Genomic DNA, 13,756 nt, shown 5'->3' on the forward strand with positions numbered 1-13,756 from the left:
GAGTCTGCTCGATGCCGTTGCATGATCCGCCGCATCCCGGGGAATCGCTGCGCGAAGACATCCTGCCAGCGATCAGCATGTCGATCAGTGCGCTGGCGCAGCATCTTGGCTATTCACGTGGACAGCTGTCGACGATCATCAACGGGCACGCCGGCATCTCCGCGGAACTCGCATTCCGCCTTGAGCTTGCAGGTCTGGGCAATGCCCGCATGTGGCTGGCGATGCAGGCGGCATACGACCTGTGGCAGGTCGAGCATCGAGAACATCCGCCCATTGCCCGCCTGTATCTTGAGGACTCAGTGAGGATAGGACAGTAGATCCACGCCACGTGTGGATGAGAAAGGGGACGGAGGGGATTAAGTCGTATGTGCACAAACGACTTAATCCCCTCCGTCCCCTTTCTCAGGCGGTGCGCGCCAGTGCCAGCCGCAGGAGGCGCGCGTCCAGGCGTTCGGCGAAATCCTTCGGGGCCTGCAGGCCCATGCGCTGCAGGTACACCGCATCGCCATCGCCGGCCGGTTGGCGCAGCGCTGCCCAGACGGTACGCAGCTTGTCGCCACGGGTCTGCGTGTTGGCCTTCAGCCAACCCAGCGCCTTCACCAGCACCTGCTCGATCTCGTTGAAGTCGCTGCCCAGCGGATAGTCGGGCAGGCTGCCGTCGGCGCGGAACGGTGCCAGCGCCGCCGCCAACGCCTGTGGCGTGTTGCGCTGCTGCTGTTCCGGATCTGGTTGCGCGGCCGCCAGCAGCTTGCGCGAGGCATGTGCCTGCTGCAGCAGGCCGCCCTGGAACGGGGCTTCGGTGATCGCGGTCATCGCATGCACGCAGTCCTCGTCGGTCAGCCCACGCAGATCGGCGATGCCGTACTCGTTGAGGTAGATGTCGCGCAGATGGCGCGGGATGGTGGTATGCCCGTAGTTCCAGCGCACGTTGGATTTGCGCTGGCCCTTGTCATCGCGCGCGGCGCGGAACATCAGCACGCTGCGCGCTTCCGGCAGCGCATGTGCCATCGCCACGAAGTTGTACTGGCCGCCTACGCCGGACACTACGCGTCCGTCGTCCAGCGCATCCGACACCGCCGCACCCAGCGCGGTGGCCATCATGCAGGAGTTGAAGAAGCGCGCGTGCCGGCGCTGCAGGCGTTCCAACGTTTCGTTGCCGCCGTACAGCTGGTTGATCTCGCTGATCCGGCGCATGCCGATTGCGCGGCACTCGTCTTCCGGCAACGTGCGCAGCCACTCGTAGAATTCCGGCGAGCCCAGGTAGAACGCGCCATGCAGGTACTCGCCCTCGGCGGCCAGGGTGGCGTGATCGATGGACAGCGTGCTGCCATTTTCAATGCGCTGCATCAGCGCCAGGTCGTCGTGCACCTTGCGCTTGATCACCCCGGTCTGCACCAGCCGGCGGAAGCCCTCGTTGAGCATCTCGCTGCAGCCGTACAGGCCCACCTCGAACGGATCCAGTCCGCCGATTTCCTGCACCAGCGGGTGGCTGGCCAGCTGCGGGTCCAGCGCGTGCAGTACGCGGCGGTAGCGGGCGTTGTCGGTGTGGCGCAGCACCAGCGCATGGCTGAGCGCATCGGCCAGCGTGCCGATGCCAATCTGCAGGGTGCCGCCATCGCGCACCAGCGTGCTGGCGTACAGGCCAATGGCGTAGTCAGCATCGCCAACTGGCTGCCGCGGCAGGCCGAACAACGCCGGGTACGGCGGTGGCGGGGTGATCACCAGATCGAAGAACGACACATCGACCGTCGCCGAGCCGCCCAGATAGGGCAGCTGCGGGTCGATCTCGGCGATCAGCAACGGGCGCGGCAGCCCGCGCGCGGTCATCGCATCCAGCGTGTCCTGGGTGATGTCGTTGTTGCACGACAGCGAGAGCCGGCGGTCATCGGGCCGCATCGCCACCTTCTGCACGATCACCTGCGGCGCGCGCTGCGCCACCGCATCGGCGGCGTGGGTGTAGTTCAGGCTGGTATAGCTGGATTGCGCCTGCCGCGACCCGAGCAGGGCGCCGGATTGCATGTAGAACTCTTCCACCTGCACATGTGCCGGCAACGCGTCGCGCGCGATCGCATCGGCATAGGCCAGGCGCGGGAAGTCGTCGCCGAAATGGCGCTGCGCGAACGGCGCCAGGAAGCGCGCTTCCAGGCCGTTGCCCCGCGCCTTCGGCGGATTCAGCGACAGCGCGGTATACAGCTGCAGCGGCCGCGAAGGGTCGTGCTCGACGCGTGCGTAGAGGGCATTGAGCAGCCGGTGTGGCTTGCCCAGTGCCAGCGGTGCCCCGATCCGCAGCGGCCCGTCCACGCGCGCAAACAACCAGTCGACAGCGGCGTCCAGGTCGGTGAGGTGTTCGGTCATGCGGGGCGGTCCTGCGTGTGGGGGAGTGCTGGCATTACAGCATGTCGGGCTTGAACCGCCGTCGACGCGAGACTTCCGCGCCGGACACCATGAACTGCCCATCGCCCCGGTAATGCACCGTGCGCGGCAGCTTCGGCCGGGGCGCGACGTGGGCGCGCACGATTTCCCAGATGAACAGGTTGCTCGATTGCACCTGGCTGTCGTCGTACAAGCGGCATTCGAAGCACGAATGACATTGGCCGACCAGCGGCGCGCCGACCTCGCGCGCGGGCAATGCGTCGAGACCGAAACGGGCGAACTTGTCGACCTCGCGGCCGCTGCAGTTGCCGATGTCCACCACGGTATCGAGCAGCTCCACGCCGGGCACGTTGATCACGCACTCGCCGCTGCCACGGGCCAGCGCATGGCTGTGGTTTTCGTTCCACAGGTAGGTGGCGACCAGCGAAGGCGAGAAGCCCATCACCATGTGCCAGCCCATCGTCATCAGGTTGCGCTGGCCGCGCCAGGCCGTGCTGACCAGCACGATCGGGCCGGGTTCGAGGAAGTGGCGGGCCTGCTCGACCGGGAAATCCTTCTTGGGCAGCGCTTTCATCCGGGGCCTGGAGCGGGAGGAACCGATGCTGGCGCAGCCGGGATGAACCTGGAGTCGAGGGGCTTGACAGACGATTCGATTACGCGCGTAATCGGATGGTCGATTACGGATGTAAACCATGAGCCCGATCAGCGAAGCCGAAGCCGTTGTGATGGAGGTGCTCTGGCAGCAGGCACCGCGTAGCGCCGACGAAGTGGTCGCCGCGCTGGCCCACCGCGACTGGGCCGAGCCGACCATCAAGACCCTGCTCAACCGCCTGCTGACCAAGGGCGCGATCGCCGCCGAACGTGATGGACGGCGCTACCTGTACCGGCCGCTGCTGCAGCGCCAGGCATGGGTGGAGGCGCAGAGCCAGGATTTCATCGGGCGAGTCTTTGAAGGGCGCGTGGCGCCGTTGGTCGCGCACTTCAGCGAACGTGGCCAGTTGAGCGCGCAGGACATCGCCGAACTGAAGAAGCTCATCCAGGAGCTGGACCATGACTGAGCTGCTCGACGGACTGTGGCAGGCCAGCCTGTGGCTGGCGGTGGGCGTGGTCCTGCTGGCGGTGATGCGGCCATTGCTGGTGCGATTGGGCGGCGCGGGACTGGCCTATCGCAGCTGGTGGTTGTTGCCGATGCTGCTGGTGGCGCTGATGCTGCCGTTGCCGCAGGTTGCGCTGTTGCAGCAGGTGCCCACGCTGCCGCTGAAAGTGATGCCCGGTGCCCTTGATAGCGTGGCCGGGCATTGGCTTTCATGGGCCGGGCTGTTGTTCACGCTGTGGGCACTGGGCGCGGGTATCTGCCTGCTGCGTGACCTGCACGCACAACGTCGTTTCGAACGGCGCATGGGGCCACTGACGCTGCGCACCGATGGAAGCTGGCAGGCCATTGGCGATCCAGGCCTGCCCGCGCTGGTGGGCCTGTGGCGGCCGCGCATCGTGGTCGGCCCGGAATTCGATCAGCAGTTCAGTGCACAGGAGCAGGGCCTGATCCTGCAACACGAGCGCAACCACCGTCGCAACGGCGATCACTGGGCCAACGGCGCGCTGCTGCTGATGCGCGCGGCGTTCTGGTTCCACCCGCTGGTGCCGTGGGCTGCACGCCGCTTCCTGCGCGATCAGGAGCTGGCCTGTGATGCCCGCACCATGGCCCCGCAGCCTGCGCTGCGCGGCCTCTACGCCAGCACGCTGCTGAAGGCGCAGCTGGTCCACCCGGTTGCGCCCGCGGTCTGCCATTGGCGCGGCCAACCCGTGTTGAAGGAGCGTATTGCCATGTTGAAGCAGTCCAAGCGGAAGGCATTGCCGTGGGTGTCGGGCCAGGTACTGGTGGTCGGGTTGTGCCTGGGAATGGGAGCGGTGGCGTGGGCCAGCCAGGGCGGTACGGCGGGAGGCCCGGCAGGGCCCGTCATGGATCGGGAGATCCAGGTCGACAAGATGCCGCCACCGTCCTACCCGAAGTCCGCGGTCGAGCAGCGCCAGGTGGGCGTAGTGAACCTGCGCGTGGAAGTGGACGCCCAAGGGCATCCCACTGATGTCCAGGTGCTCAGTGCCACCAACCCGGGCGTATTCGATGCGGTGTCGATCGCCGCCGCACGCAGCTGGACCTATCGGCCGGCGGTGAAGCATGGCCAGCCGGTTGCAGGGGCGGTGAAGATTCCGATCACCTTCGCCATGGATGACACCGAGGACGCGAAGTGAAGTCCGCGCCGCTGTTGATGATGGCGGCGCTGCTGGTGGGGTGTGCAACCCAGGATCGCCTGACCACGGTCGATACCCGCAGCGAGAATGTCGGTCACCAGCGCCTGCGGCCCGATGCGGGGGGAGGGACCGGCCAGATCCAGCGCTACACGCTGGCCGCCAGCGAAGGCTACCGCATGCCGCAGCTGCATACGGCACCGGATCCGGTAGTGGGCGAGCGTGATCCACGCACCTCGCTGCCGCCGACTACGGTCTGCCTGCAGGTGGTGGTGGATGCGCAGGGCAGCGTTGAGCGCAGCATCCCGCTGACCGACCGCAGCGAATGCCGTGCGGGTGAGGCACCGGAGAATGCGCCCTTGCTGCAGGCAGCGCAGGAGGCGGTTGCCATGTGGAAATACTCGTCTGCCGCGGTCTGCCACTTCGCACCGGGCAAGGTGCCGGCTGATCGCGGCGACTGCCGCAGTGCCGAGCGGGTCGAACCGGTGGCTGTCACCCTGCAGTACGCCTTCACCTTCGAGGTCGTGAAGGGCCAGCATGTGGTGCGCACGCAGGGGAAGTGAACGGGGCTGATTCCCGACGGAACGGTAGCGCCGGGCCTTGCCCGGCGGGTACCGCGGCGCCTATCAGGCCCCGCCCTGGATGTTGGCTATCACCGCGGGCTGCATCAGCTTCGGTTCTTCCAGCGTGGCATCGCGGGCCTGCCGCACGCTGACGAATTCCGCCTCGGCTACACCGTCGTGCACGTGGATGTTGTGCGCGCGCTGTTCGCCGACGGTGGTTTCGTTGGCGAAGCCGCGGCCACCCGGGCCGTAGTCGTGGCAGACAAACACGCGCGTTGCATCGGGCAGGGCCAGCAGGCGCTGGATCGAGCGGTACAGCTGCGCGGCATCGCCGCCCGGGAAATCGCAGCGGGCAGTGCCACCGTCGGGCATGAACAGCGAGTCACCGGTGAACAGCGCGTCGTCGATCAGATAGGCAATGCTGTCGCTGGTATGGCCGGGCACGGCGATCACCTGACAGCGTAGTTCGCCCAGAGCGAAGGTTTCGCCGTCGCTGAACAGGTGATCGAAGATTTCATCTGCGGCAGGAAGCTGCAGGCCATAGCGTGGTGCAAACGTTGCCTGTACCGCGCGGATGCCTTCGCCGATGGCCAGCGTGGCCTGCGGGAAGCGACGCTTCAGGCGGCGCCCGGCCGACACATGGTCAGCGTGGGCATGGGTTTCCAGCAGCCAGCGCAGCTGCAGGCCTTGTTGCTCGATGGCCTGCAACGCGCCATGCAGCGGCGCTTCACTGCTGGCGTCGGTATCCGGGTCGTAGTCCAGTACCGGGTCGATCAGCGCTGCCTCGCTACTGGCCGGGTCGCTGACCAGGTAGCTGAAGGTGTTGCTGTCACGGTGGAAGAACGACTGCACCTGGACCGACATCGGAGCTCTCCTCAGCGCGCGCCGAGCACGCGGTTCAGCAACTGCGCCAGGTTTTCACCGGCCAGTCGCAGCTGCGCTTCGGCCAGCGGCCGGTAGCGCTCGGTGTATTCGTCACCGATTTTACGCTTGGCCGGATAAACGCCAGCTTGCATGGAGATGCGGCAGCTGGCCTCGGCCCACGTCTGCGGGTCGCGCTGCGGGCTGGACTGGCGTGCCAGCTTCGGTGCGCGCAGTCCCTGCAGCAGCGGCAGATAGCCCGCGTCGTCCAGCTTGCGGGTGTTGAGCATGCCGCTGTCCCACAGCGAGTGCAGGTTGGTGCCGCGGTTGCCGAACTGCAGCTGGAAATCGTTGCCGCCCTTGTCGTGGGCGTAGCCGGCGTGCATCGGCTGATGGATGTCGCCGACCAGGTGCACGACGAACTTCAGCGCCTGCAGGCGCTCGCCATCGGTCAGGTTGCGGTCGCCGAGGATGGCACTCTGCGCCTTCAATGCCTCGACGATGCAGTTGCCGTTCCTGCAGTGCTTCGGTGCTTCGTAATGGCAGTTGTCTTCGGCGATGTTGACGTAGTGCCAGCCGGCCGAGCGACGGCCCAGGCCCGGGTCCTTGGCGCGCAGCTGGTCGGCCCACGGCGCGATGCTGGCCAGGGTGGCGTCCGGTTCGGTGGCCAACAGGCGGTCCACTTCGGCGCGGGCGGTGGGGGTGAGGCGGGCGTCGGCGACTTCGGCGACAAGGCGGTGGCCTTGCGCACCCCAGGCATGGGCGGGGGCGGAGACGAACAGCAGGGCCGGCGCGAGGGCGGCGGCGAGGAACAGGGAGTGCAGGGCTTTCATGCGCACATTCTAGCGGGGTAGGTGGATTGAAGAGCGGCGCGTTCCTGTTCCGAAGTGGGAGCGTAGAGGGAGGGGCGGCGGGACACGCCGTGAACCCCGCTCCGCGGTCCGGCCCAGCCGCTGGCGGCTGTGCGTTCGGGCGCTTGCGAAGCAGTGCTTCGCAAGCAAAGCGCCCTCACCCCTGGGGGCTCGATGGCGCCATCCATGGCGCCAACGGTCCCGCCGCCCCTCCCTCTGCGCTCCCCTCCAAACATGGCCGCGGAGGCGGATGCAAACGTCAAAGGCAAGATCAAAGACAAATGCAGGATCAAAATCTGCATCCTGCAATTGCAGGCCACCAGTACGCCTCGAATGTACAGATTCTGCTTCTGCTTGAGCTGGCGCGCGCAGATGGGAAGGGTGGAGAGGGTGGGGGGGGCGGGACCGTTCGCCGCATGGATGCGGCGATCGAGCCTACAGGGACGTATTTACGGCGTGTCCCGATCACCTCACCCTCTCCGCCCAATTCCGGAAGCCGGTGCTTCTCGCACAAACAAAAAAGCCCCGGCAATTACCGGGGCAACATGCTGCGAGGGTTTTGCGTGTAGCGGGGGAGCGGGGGCGAAGCCCCCGCGCCCAATACACCGCTTTAGAACTTGAAGACGTACGAAGCGCCGTAGACCAGCGGATCGATGTTGACCGTGCCGATCTTCTCGCCGTTCAACTTCACCTTGCTGTCGATGTCGATCCAGCGCATGTCCACGCGCAGGGCGCCCTTTTCGCCGATCGCGAAGTCCACGCCCGCATGCGCGGCCAGACCCCACGAATCCTGCAGCTTCAGCTTGCTGCCGGCCAGCGCGCCGGTGGTGTCTTCGCTGAAGAAGGTCGTGTAGTTCACGCCCGCGCCAACGAACGGCGATACCTTGCCCTTGCTGTTGAAGTGGTACTGCAGGGTCACCACCGGCGGCAGCTGCTTGGTGCTGCCCACGCGGCCCAGGCCGTTGATGTTGATGTCGTGCTTGAACGGCAGCGCGGCCAGCACTTCGATGCCCAGGTTGTCGGCAATGAAGTACTCGCCGGTGATGGTCGGCTTGACGTCGTTGTCGACGTCGACCTTCAGGGTGTGGCCCGCCAGCCAGCCGTTGTTCGACTTCGGCGCCACCTGGTGGATGCCGGCCGAAACGGTCCAGTCGCCCTTGGACTGGGCCATGGCCGGGGCAGCGGCAAGGGACAGGGCGGCGGCCAGGCTGGCCACGATCAGGGGGGAGGTCTTGCGCATGGGGATGTTCTCGTTGCTGGGTGGATGGCGACAGTCTCGGCCTCACGCCGCGCTAACGCTTTGATCCGGATCAAATCCTGTCCGGCAGCCCGCCGCGGGGCCCGGCTGGCCCACGGTGGCCAGCGGCGGTTTGCTAGACTTGTGGGCCCTATCCATCCCGCCGCACCCGTCGCGGCTGCAGGAGCTTGAGAAATGGCAATCAAGGTTGGTATCAACGGTTTCGGTCGCATCGGGCGTAATGTCCTGCGCTCGGCGGTGCTGAACTTCGGCGACGACATCGAAATCGTGGCCATCAACGATCTGCTGGAGCCGGATTACCTGGCCTACATGCTCAAGTACGACTCCGTGCACGGCCGTTTCAAGGCCGACGTGGCGGTGCAGGGCAACGACCTGCTGGTCAACGGCAAGAAGATCCGCCTGACCCAGGAGCGCGACCCGGCCAACCTGAAGTGGGACGAAGTCGGCGCCGACGTGGTGCTGGAAGCCACCGGCCTGTTCCTGACCAAGGAAACCGCGCAGAAGCACATCGATGCCGGCGCCAAGAAGGTCATCATGTCGGCGCCGTCGAAGGACGACACGCCGATGTTCGTGTACGGCGTGAACGACAAGACCTACGCCGGCCAGGCGATCATCTCCAACGCTTCGTGCACCACCAACTGCCTGGCTCCGCTGGCCAAGGTCATCAACGACAAGTGGGGCATCAAGCGCGGCCTGATGACCACCGTGCATGCGGCAACCGCCACCCAGAAGACCGTCGATGGCCCGTCCAACAAGGACTGGCGCGGTGGCCGTGGCATCCTGGAGAACATCATTCCGTCGTCCACCGGTGCGGCCAAGGCCGTCGGCGTGGTCATCCCGGAACTGAACAAGAAGCTGACCGGCATGAGCTTCCGCGTCCCGACCTCGGACGTGTCGGTGGTCGACCTGACCGTCGAGCTGGAGAAGGAAGCCACCTACGCCGAGATCTGTGCGGAAGTGAAGGCACAGAGCGAAGGTCCGCTGAAGGGCATCCTGGGCTACACCGAAGACAAGGTGGTGGCCACCGATTTCCGCGGCGAGACCTGCACCTCGGTGTTCGACGCCGACGCCGGCATCGCCCTCGACGGCACCTTCGTCAAGCTGGTCACCTGGTACGACAACGAGTGGGGCTACTCGAACAAGTGCCTGGAAATGGCCAAGGTCATCGCCGCCAAGTAAGGCGGGCGTAGATCGCAGACGGACCCCGGCCTGGCCGGGGTTCGTCGTTTATGGGGCCGGCCCTGTCGTAGCATGGGCCGGTCGACCGCCGCCGCTGGGGCGCGGGAACGCAATGGAAGCACGCAATGGAAGCATTGATAGCCCTGGTCGTACTGGTCCTGCTGGCCATCCCGCTGCTGCTGGTGGTGGCACTGGTGATGATTGCCGGCCTGCGCCGTCGCGTCGCCGCGTTGGAAAGCGCGATGGCCGCTGCGCCTGTCGCTGCCAAGCCGGCCGCCGCCACGCCCGCGCCTGAACGGCCTGCGGCCCCCCCTGCGGCCAGTGCCGATCCACCCTTCCTGCGGCCGGTGGCGGCGGCTGCACCGCCTCCTCCTCCGCCTCAGCCAACGCCGCCGGTGCGCGAAGCGGTGCCCACGGCAGCGGAGGCGCCGCGCCCGATCGCACCACCGCCGGTGCCACCCGCGCCGATGCAGCCGCCGTTGCCTTCCGAACCGGCGCTGCCGAACTTCATCGAGCGCGGCATTGGCGCGGTCAAGCGCTGGTTCACCGAAGGCAACGTGCCGGTCAAGATCGGCATGCTGGTGCTGCTGGCCGGTGTTGCCGCGCTGTTGAAGTACGTCAGCGACCAGGGCTGGCTGGTGCTGCCGATCGAACTGCGCCTGGCCGGCATCACCGTGGGTGCGCTGGGCCTGCTGGCCTTCGGCTGGCACCAGCGCGAGCGCCGGCGCCTGTTTGCGTTGGCGTTGCAGGGCGGCGCCATCGGTGTGCTGCTGCTGACCATCTTCGCGGCGTTCAAACGCTTCGACCTGATTCCGCCCGGCTTCGCTTTCGTCAGCTCCATTGCACTGGTGGCCGGGCTGTGTGTACTGGCGGTGGTGCAGAACTCGCGCACGCTGGCGGTACTGGGCATCCTGGCCGGCTTCATGGCCCCGCTGTGGCTGTCCACCGGCAGTGGCAACCATGTGGGGTTGTTCAGCTACTACGCGGTGCTCAACGCGGGCATCTTCGCCATCGCCTGGTTCCGTCCATGGCGAGCGCTGAACCTGCTTGGCTTCGCCTTTACCTTCGGCATCGGTACGTTCTGGGGCGTGCTGCAGTACGCGCCGGACAAGTTCAGCAGCACCGAGCCGTTCCTGCTGCTGTTCTTCGCCTTCTACCTGTTGATCCCGCTGCTGTACGCACGCCGGCAGCCCGCCGGGCGACGCGACCTGGTCGACGGCAGTCTGGTGTTCGGCACGCCGCTGGTCGCGTTCTCGCTGCAGGCCGGCATGCTGCACGAGCAGCCGATGACGCTGGCGCTATGCGCGCTGGGCCTGGCGGCGATCTATGCGGTGCTGGCGCGGGCGCTGATCGCGCGTGCGTCGTACACCGTGCTGGCGCAGTCGCATGCGGTGCTGGCGGTGGGCTTCGCCACGCTGGCGGTGCCGCTGGCCTTGTCGGCGCGCGCCACCGGCGCGGTCTTTGCGCTGGAAGGCGCCGGCCTGGCCTGGTTGGGCCTGCGCCAGAAGCGCTGGCTGCCGCAGGTGTCCGGTGCGCTGCTGCAGATCGGCGCTGCGTTCGCCTTCGTGGCCGGCGGCGATCACTGGCATGAGGACCTGCGCTTCCTGATCAACCCGACTGCCATCGGCGCGCTGCTGCTGGCCCTGGCAGGCTTCGCGTCGGCCTGGAGCTACCAGCGCAGGTCACGCCACGAGATCGCCCTGGTCTACTACCTGTGGGGCCTGCTGTGGTGGCTGGGTGGCCTGGTGCATGAGATCACCCGTTTCTTCCCGTACCGCACCGAAGGGGATGCATTGCTGGTGCTGGCTGCCGTCACCGCATGGCTGGCCGCCGAAATGCAGCGCCGCCAGCCGGCGCGCGCACTGGGCGTGACCGCGCTGGCGATGCTGGCGCTGGGCTTCCCGCTGGCGCTTTTGCAGAGCGATGCGCACCATCAGCCGTTCGCCGGCTACGGTGCGCTGGCCTGGGCGGTGTTCGCGGTGCTGGGTGTGCGCACGCTGCTGTGCCTGCGCCAGGGGGGCGACACGGTGGCGCGCATCGCGCAGTTCCTGTGGTGGCTGCTGTGGCCGTCGCTGCTTTCGCTGCTGGCCCTGTGGGGCGGTGGCGAGGCCGATCTGGCACAGGGCTGGACGACGCTGCTGGTGACCCTGCCGTGGTTGCTGATGGCGGCGCTGTCGCTGTGGCGCTGGAATGCACTGCGTTGGCCGCTGGGTGCAGCGTTCGACAGCGTGCGCCAGCCGCTGCAGTGCGTGCTGTTCGGGCTGCTGTCGATGGGATGGCTGTTCGGCCAGCTGCTGCCGGGCGACGCCGCGCCGCTGTTGTGGCTGCCGGTGCTGAATCCGGCCGAGGTCGGACAATGGTTGAGCCTGCTGCTTCTGGCGCGCTGGTTGTACAGCGATCAGGCACCGCAGGCATTGCTGAACATCCGCATGCCGCTGCTGTCCCTGGCAACCTTCGTCGCGCTGACCAGCGTTGTGCTGCATGGCGTGCACCAGTGGGGCGGGCTGTCGTGGAATGTGTCGATGATGCGCTTCAGCCTGGCGCAGACCAGCCTGACCGTGTTGTGGAGCGTGCTCGGCGTGATTGCCTGGGTGTGGGGATCGCGCCGTGGCCAGCGCGTGCTGTGGATGGTCGGTGCCGTGCTGATGGGCGTGGTACTGGCCAAACTGGTCATTGTCGATCGCCAGCACCTGGGCAATCTGCTGGGCATCGCATCGTTCATCGCCTACGGCCTGCTGTGCACGGTCGTGGGTTATCTGGCACCGGCACCGCCCAGCGCGGCGCCGTCCGTGGAGGAAAAACAATGAGGAAGTGGAGCAGGGCGCTGCTGCCGACAATGTTCGGCATGCTGGCCGCCGTGGCGGTGCAGGCCGCCGACTACCGCACGCAGTACGCCGAGCAGTGGCCGCTGACGCTGTCCAGCGCGCAGTCCGGTGCATACAGGGTGGTTCTGGAGCCGGCCATCTATCGCCGTGCCGGTGCCGCAGACCTCGGTGACCTGCAGGTGTTCAACGCCGCCGGCCAATCGTTGCCATCGGCATTGCTGGCGCCGGACCAGCCGCTGGCCCAGCCGCCCGTGCAGCGTGAGCTGCCGTGGTTCGCGTTGCCGCCGCTGGCCGAAGCACAGCGCAACGATCTGCAGTTGCTGACCGAGCGCGATACCGATGGCCGTGTCCGTCGCGTCGAAGCACGCGTGAGCGGCGGTGCGGCAACGAACGGGCAGGGGGGCTGGCTGATCGATGCCAGCGTGCTCGGCGAGCAACCGTTGGCGGCCCTGGTGCTGGATTGGGCTGACAGCGGACAGCCGTTGCAGGCGCAGGTGCAGCTGGATGCCAGTGACGATCTGCAGCACTGGCGCGCGGTCGGGCGTGACATTCCGCTGGTGGACCTGCAGCGCGCCGGCAAGCGCCTGCTGCAGCGCCGGCTGCAGGTGAATGGCGAAGCACGCTACCTGCGCGTACTGGCACAGGGCGATGCGCGTCTGCCGACGCTGCGCAGTGTGCTGGCCGAGCTGCCGCCGGCACCGGCCACACTGCCATGGGAGTGGTTGTCGCTGGAACCGACCTCGAAGGGCAAGGGCGAGTACACCTTCGAGATGGATGGCCGGTTCCCGGCGGCGCGTGCCGACGTGGCCAGCACCGACAACAGCCTGGTGCAGTGGACATTGTTCAGTCGCGATGACGAGAGTGCAGAGTGGCAGCGCCGCAGTGCGCCGTGGATTGCCTACCAGCTGCAGCAGGGCGCGCAGGGCCAGCGCCAGCAATCAGCGGCCCAGCCGCTGGGCGGCGTGCATCGCGACCGCTACTGGAAGTTGGTGGCAAACCCGGCGGAAACTGCGACCGCACCGACCCTGCGCCTGGGCTATCAGCCGGAAGTACTGGTGTTCCTGAGCCAGGGTGCAGCGCCGTATGCACTGGCGGTGGGCAGCGCGACCGCGCGCCGCATGGAAGCGCCGATTGGTGTGCTGATCGAGGAACTGCGACAGCGCAATGATCCGTCGTGGCAGCCGACGCTGGCCCGCCTGGAAGGCAGCCCGGAGCCGCTGGCCGGCGACGCGGCGCTGAAACCGCAGCACGATTGGAAGTCGTGGTTGCTGTGGGCGTTGCTGGGGCTGGGTGTGTTGGTCGTTGGCGGCCTGGCGGTCAGCCTGCTGCGGCAGAAGCCGGCGCCTTCGGCGTAGGTTCCGGCGAACGGCGCAGCCCCTCGTGGGTGGGGTTGGTCGTGCAAAGCAAAAGCAAAAGCCGCGCTTGGCCGGGCGGGGTGGGTTCGTGGGGGACGCCGCAAGTACGTCCTTTAGGCTTGGCAGCCGCATCCATGCGGCTGACACCCCCGCGAACCCACCCCGCCCGGCCTCTGACAGTTTCCGGTTGCGTCCACCCACGGAAGAGAAGAAAGAAGAGCAAAAGCAAAGCAGCTTCGCTGGG

Annotated in this window: 12 protein-coding genes; 7 read left to right on the forward strand and 5 right to left on the reverse strand. The window is 67.0% G+C overall.

From position 1 onward, the window contains the following. The first annotated feature begins 11 nt into the window (after nt 1-11). Nucleotides 12-317, forward strand: a complete 306-nt coding sequence (locus tag HLA98_RS05755; protein WP_057500757.1) for a HigA family addiction module antitoxin — start codon at nt 12-14, stop codon at nt 315-317. Nucleotides 318-402: 85 nt separating this feature from the next. On the opposite strand, the gene HLA98_RS05760 is transcribed toward HLA98_RS05755, so the two are convergent. Both HLA98_RS05760 and HLA98_RS05765 read right to left on the reverse strand, forming a co-directional pair. Next, entirely contained in the window at nt 403-2,355 is a 1,953-nt protein-coding gene (locus tag HLA98_RS05760) for an acetyl-CoA hydrolase/transferase C-terminal domain-containing protein (protein WP_057500758.1), read from the reverse strand. A gap of 34 nt (nt 2,356-2,389) precedes the next feature. Next, nucleotides 2,390-2,947 carry a flavin reductase family protein gene (locus HLA98_RS05765; protein ID WP_057500759.1) on the reverse strand — a complete coding sequence of 186 codons (558 nt, stop codon included), beginning with the start codon at nt 2,945-2,947 and terminating at the stop codon, nt 2,390-2,392. 118 nt (nt 2,948-3,065) lie between these two features. Here HLA98_RS05765 and HLA98_RS05770 point away from each other — a divergent pair, with 118 nt between their 5' ends. From HLA98_RS05770 to HLA98_RS05780, 3 genes are read left to right on the forward strand one after another with little or no spacing between them, the layout of a single operon-like run. Then, entirely contained in the window at nt 3,066-3,431 is a 366-nt protein-coding gene (locus HLA98_RS05770; RefSeq protein WP_046984270.1) for a BlaI/MecI/CopY family transcriptional regulator, read from the forward strand. Continuing rightward, nucleotides 3,424-4,623, forward strand: a complete 1,200-nt coding sequence (locus tag HLA98_RS05775) for a TonB family protein (protein WP_057500760.1) — start codon at nt 3,424-3,426, stop codon at nt 4,621-4,623. The genes HLA98_RS05770 and HLA98_RS05775 overlap by 8 nt, the downstream gene beginning before the upstream one ends. Beyond that, nucleotides 4,620-5,183, forward strand: a complete 564-nt coding sequence (locus HLA98_RS05780; RefSeq protein ID WP_057500761.1) for a hypothetical protein — start codon at nt 4,620-4,622, stop codon at nt 5,181-5,183. The genes HLA98_RS05775 and HLA98_RS05780 overlap by 4 nt, the downstream gene beginning before the upstream one ends. A 63-nt stretch (nt 5,184-5,246) precedes the next feature. Here the strand turns inward: HLA98_RS05780 and HLA98_RS05785 are convergent, their stop codons facing one another. The 3 genes from HLA98_RS05785 to HLA98_RS05795 all read right to left on the reverse strand — a co-directional run bounded on the left by HLA98_RS05785 (nt 5,247) and on the right by HLA98_RS05795 (nt 8,135). Next, a complete protein-coding gene (locus tag HLA98_RS05785) occupies nt 5,247-6,047 on the reverse strand; it encodes an MBL fold metallo-hydrolase (RefSeq protein WP_057500762.1) in 801 nt (266 codons plus the stop codon). A gap of 11 nt (nt 6,048-6,058) precedes the next feature. Continuing rightward, a complete protein-coding gene (locus HLA98_RS05790) occupies nt 6,059-6,877 on the reverse strand; it encodes a S1/P1 nuclease (protein ID WP_057500763.1) in 819 nt (272 codons plus the stop codon). Between the two features lie 628 nt (nt 6,878-7,505). After that, nucleotides 7,506-8,135, reverse strand: a complete 630-nt coding sequence (locus HLA98_RS05795) for an OmpW/AlkL family protein (RefSeq protein WP_057499646.1) — start codon at nt 8,133-8,135, stop codon at nt 7,506-7,508. 192 nt (nt 8,136-8,327) lie between these two features. On the opposite strand from HLA98_RS05795, the gene gap reads away from it, so the two are divergent. The 3 genes from gap to HLA98_RS05810 all read left to right on the forward strand — a co-directional run bounded on the left by gap (nt 8,328) and on the right by HLA98_RS05810 (nt 13,512). Continuing rightward, nucleotides 8,328-9,332 (forward strand): type I glyceraldehyde-3-phosphate dehydrogenase, encoded by a 1,005-nt coding sequence (gene gap, locus HLA98_RS05800; protein WP_005414333.1) that lies wholly within the window; start codon nt 8,328-8,330, stop codon nt 9,330-9,332. Between the two features lie 125 nt (nt 9,333-9,457). Further along, nucleotides 9,458-12,139, forward strand: a complete 2,682-nt coding sequence (locus HLA98_RS05805; protein ID WP_057499645.1) for a DUF2339 domain-containing protein — start codon at nt 9,458-9,460, stop codon at nt 12,137-12,139. After that, a complete protein-coding gene (locus HLA98_RS05810) occupies nt 12,136-13,512 on the forward strand; it encodes a DUF3999 domain-containing protein (protein ID WP_049447747.1) in 1,377 nt (458 codons plus the stop codon). Before HLA98_RS05805 ends, HLA98_RS05810 begins: the two co-directional genes overlap by 4 nt. The last annotated feature ends 244 nt before the right edge of the window (nt 13,513-13,756 follow it).

The sequence above is a fragment of the Stenotrophomonas africana genome (assembly GCF_013004645.1).
Classification (GTDB): Bacteria; Pseudomonadota; Gammaproteobacteria; order Xanthomonadales; family Xanthomonadaceae; genus Stenotrophomonas; species Stenotrophomonas africana.

What these genes read in the sequence shown, in the direction of transcription:
- HLA98_RS05760 (WP_057500758.1), bottom strand. Translation starts at nt 2,355, where the DNA reads ATGACCGAACACCTCACCGACCTGGACGCCGCTGTCGACTGGTTGTTT.
- HLA98_RS05790 (WP_057500763.1), bottom strand. Translation starts at nt 6,877, where the DNA reads ATGAAAGCCCTGCACTCCCTGTTCCTCGCCGCCGCCCTCGCGCCGGCC.
- HLA98_RS05755 (WP_057500757.1), top strand. Translation starts at nt 12, where the DNA reads ATGCCGTTGCATGATCCGCCGCATCCCGGGGAATCGCTGCGCGAAGAC.
- HLA98_RS05765 (WP_057500759.1), bottom strand. Translation starts at nt 2,947, where the DNA reads ATGAAAGCGCTGCCCAAGAAGGATTTCCCGGTCGAGCAGGCCCGCCAC.
- gap (WP_005414333.1), top strand. Translation starts at nt 8,328, where the DNA reads ATGGCAATCAAGGTTGGTATCAACGGTTTCGGTCGCATCGGGCGTAAT.
- HLA98_RS05795 (WP_057499646.1), bottom strand. Translation starts at nt 8,135, where the DNA reads ATGCGCAAGACCTCCCCCCTGATCGTGGCCAGCCTGGCCGCCGCCCTG.
- HLA98_RS05775 (WP_057500760.1), top strand. Translation starts at nt 3,424, where the DNA reads ATGACTGAGCTGCTCGACGGACTGTGGCAGGCCAGCCTGTGGCTGGCG.
- HLA98_RS05785 (WP_057500762.1), bottom strand. Translation starts at nt 6,047, where the DNA reads ATGTCGGTCCAGGTGCAGTCGTTCTTCCACCGTGACAGCAACACCTTC.
- HLA98_RS05810 (WP_049447747.1), top strand. Translation starts at nt 12,136, where the DNA reads ATGAGGAAGTGGAGCAGGGCGCTGCTGCCGACAATGTTCGGCATGCTG.
- HLA98_RS05770 (WP_046984270.1), top strand. Translation starts at nt 3,066, where the DNA reads ATGAGCCCGATCAGCGAAGCCGAAGCCGTTGTGATGGAGGTGCTCTGG.
- HLA98_RS05805 (WP_057499645.1), top strand. Translation starts at nt 9,458, where the DNA reads ATGGAAGCATTGATAGCCCTGGTCGTACTGGTCCTGCTGGCCATCCCG.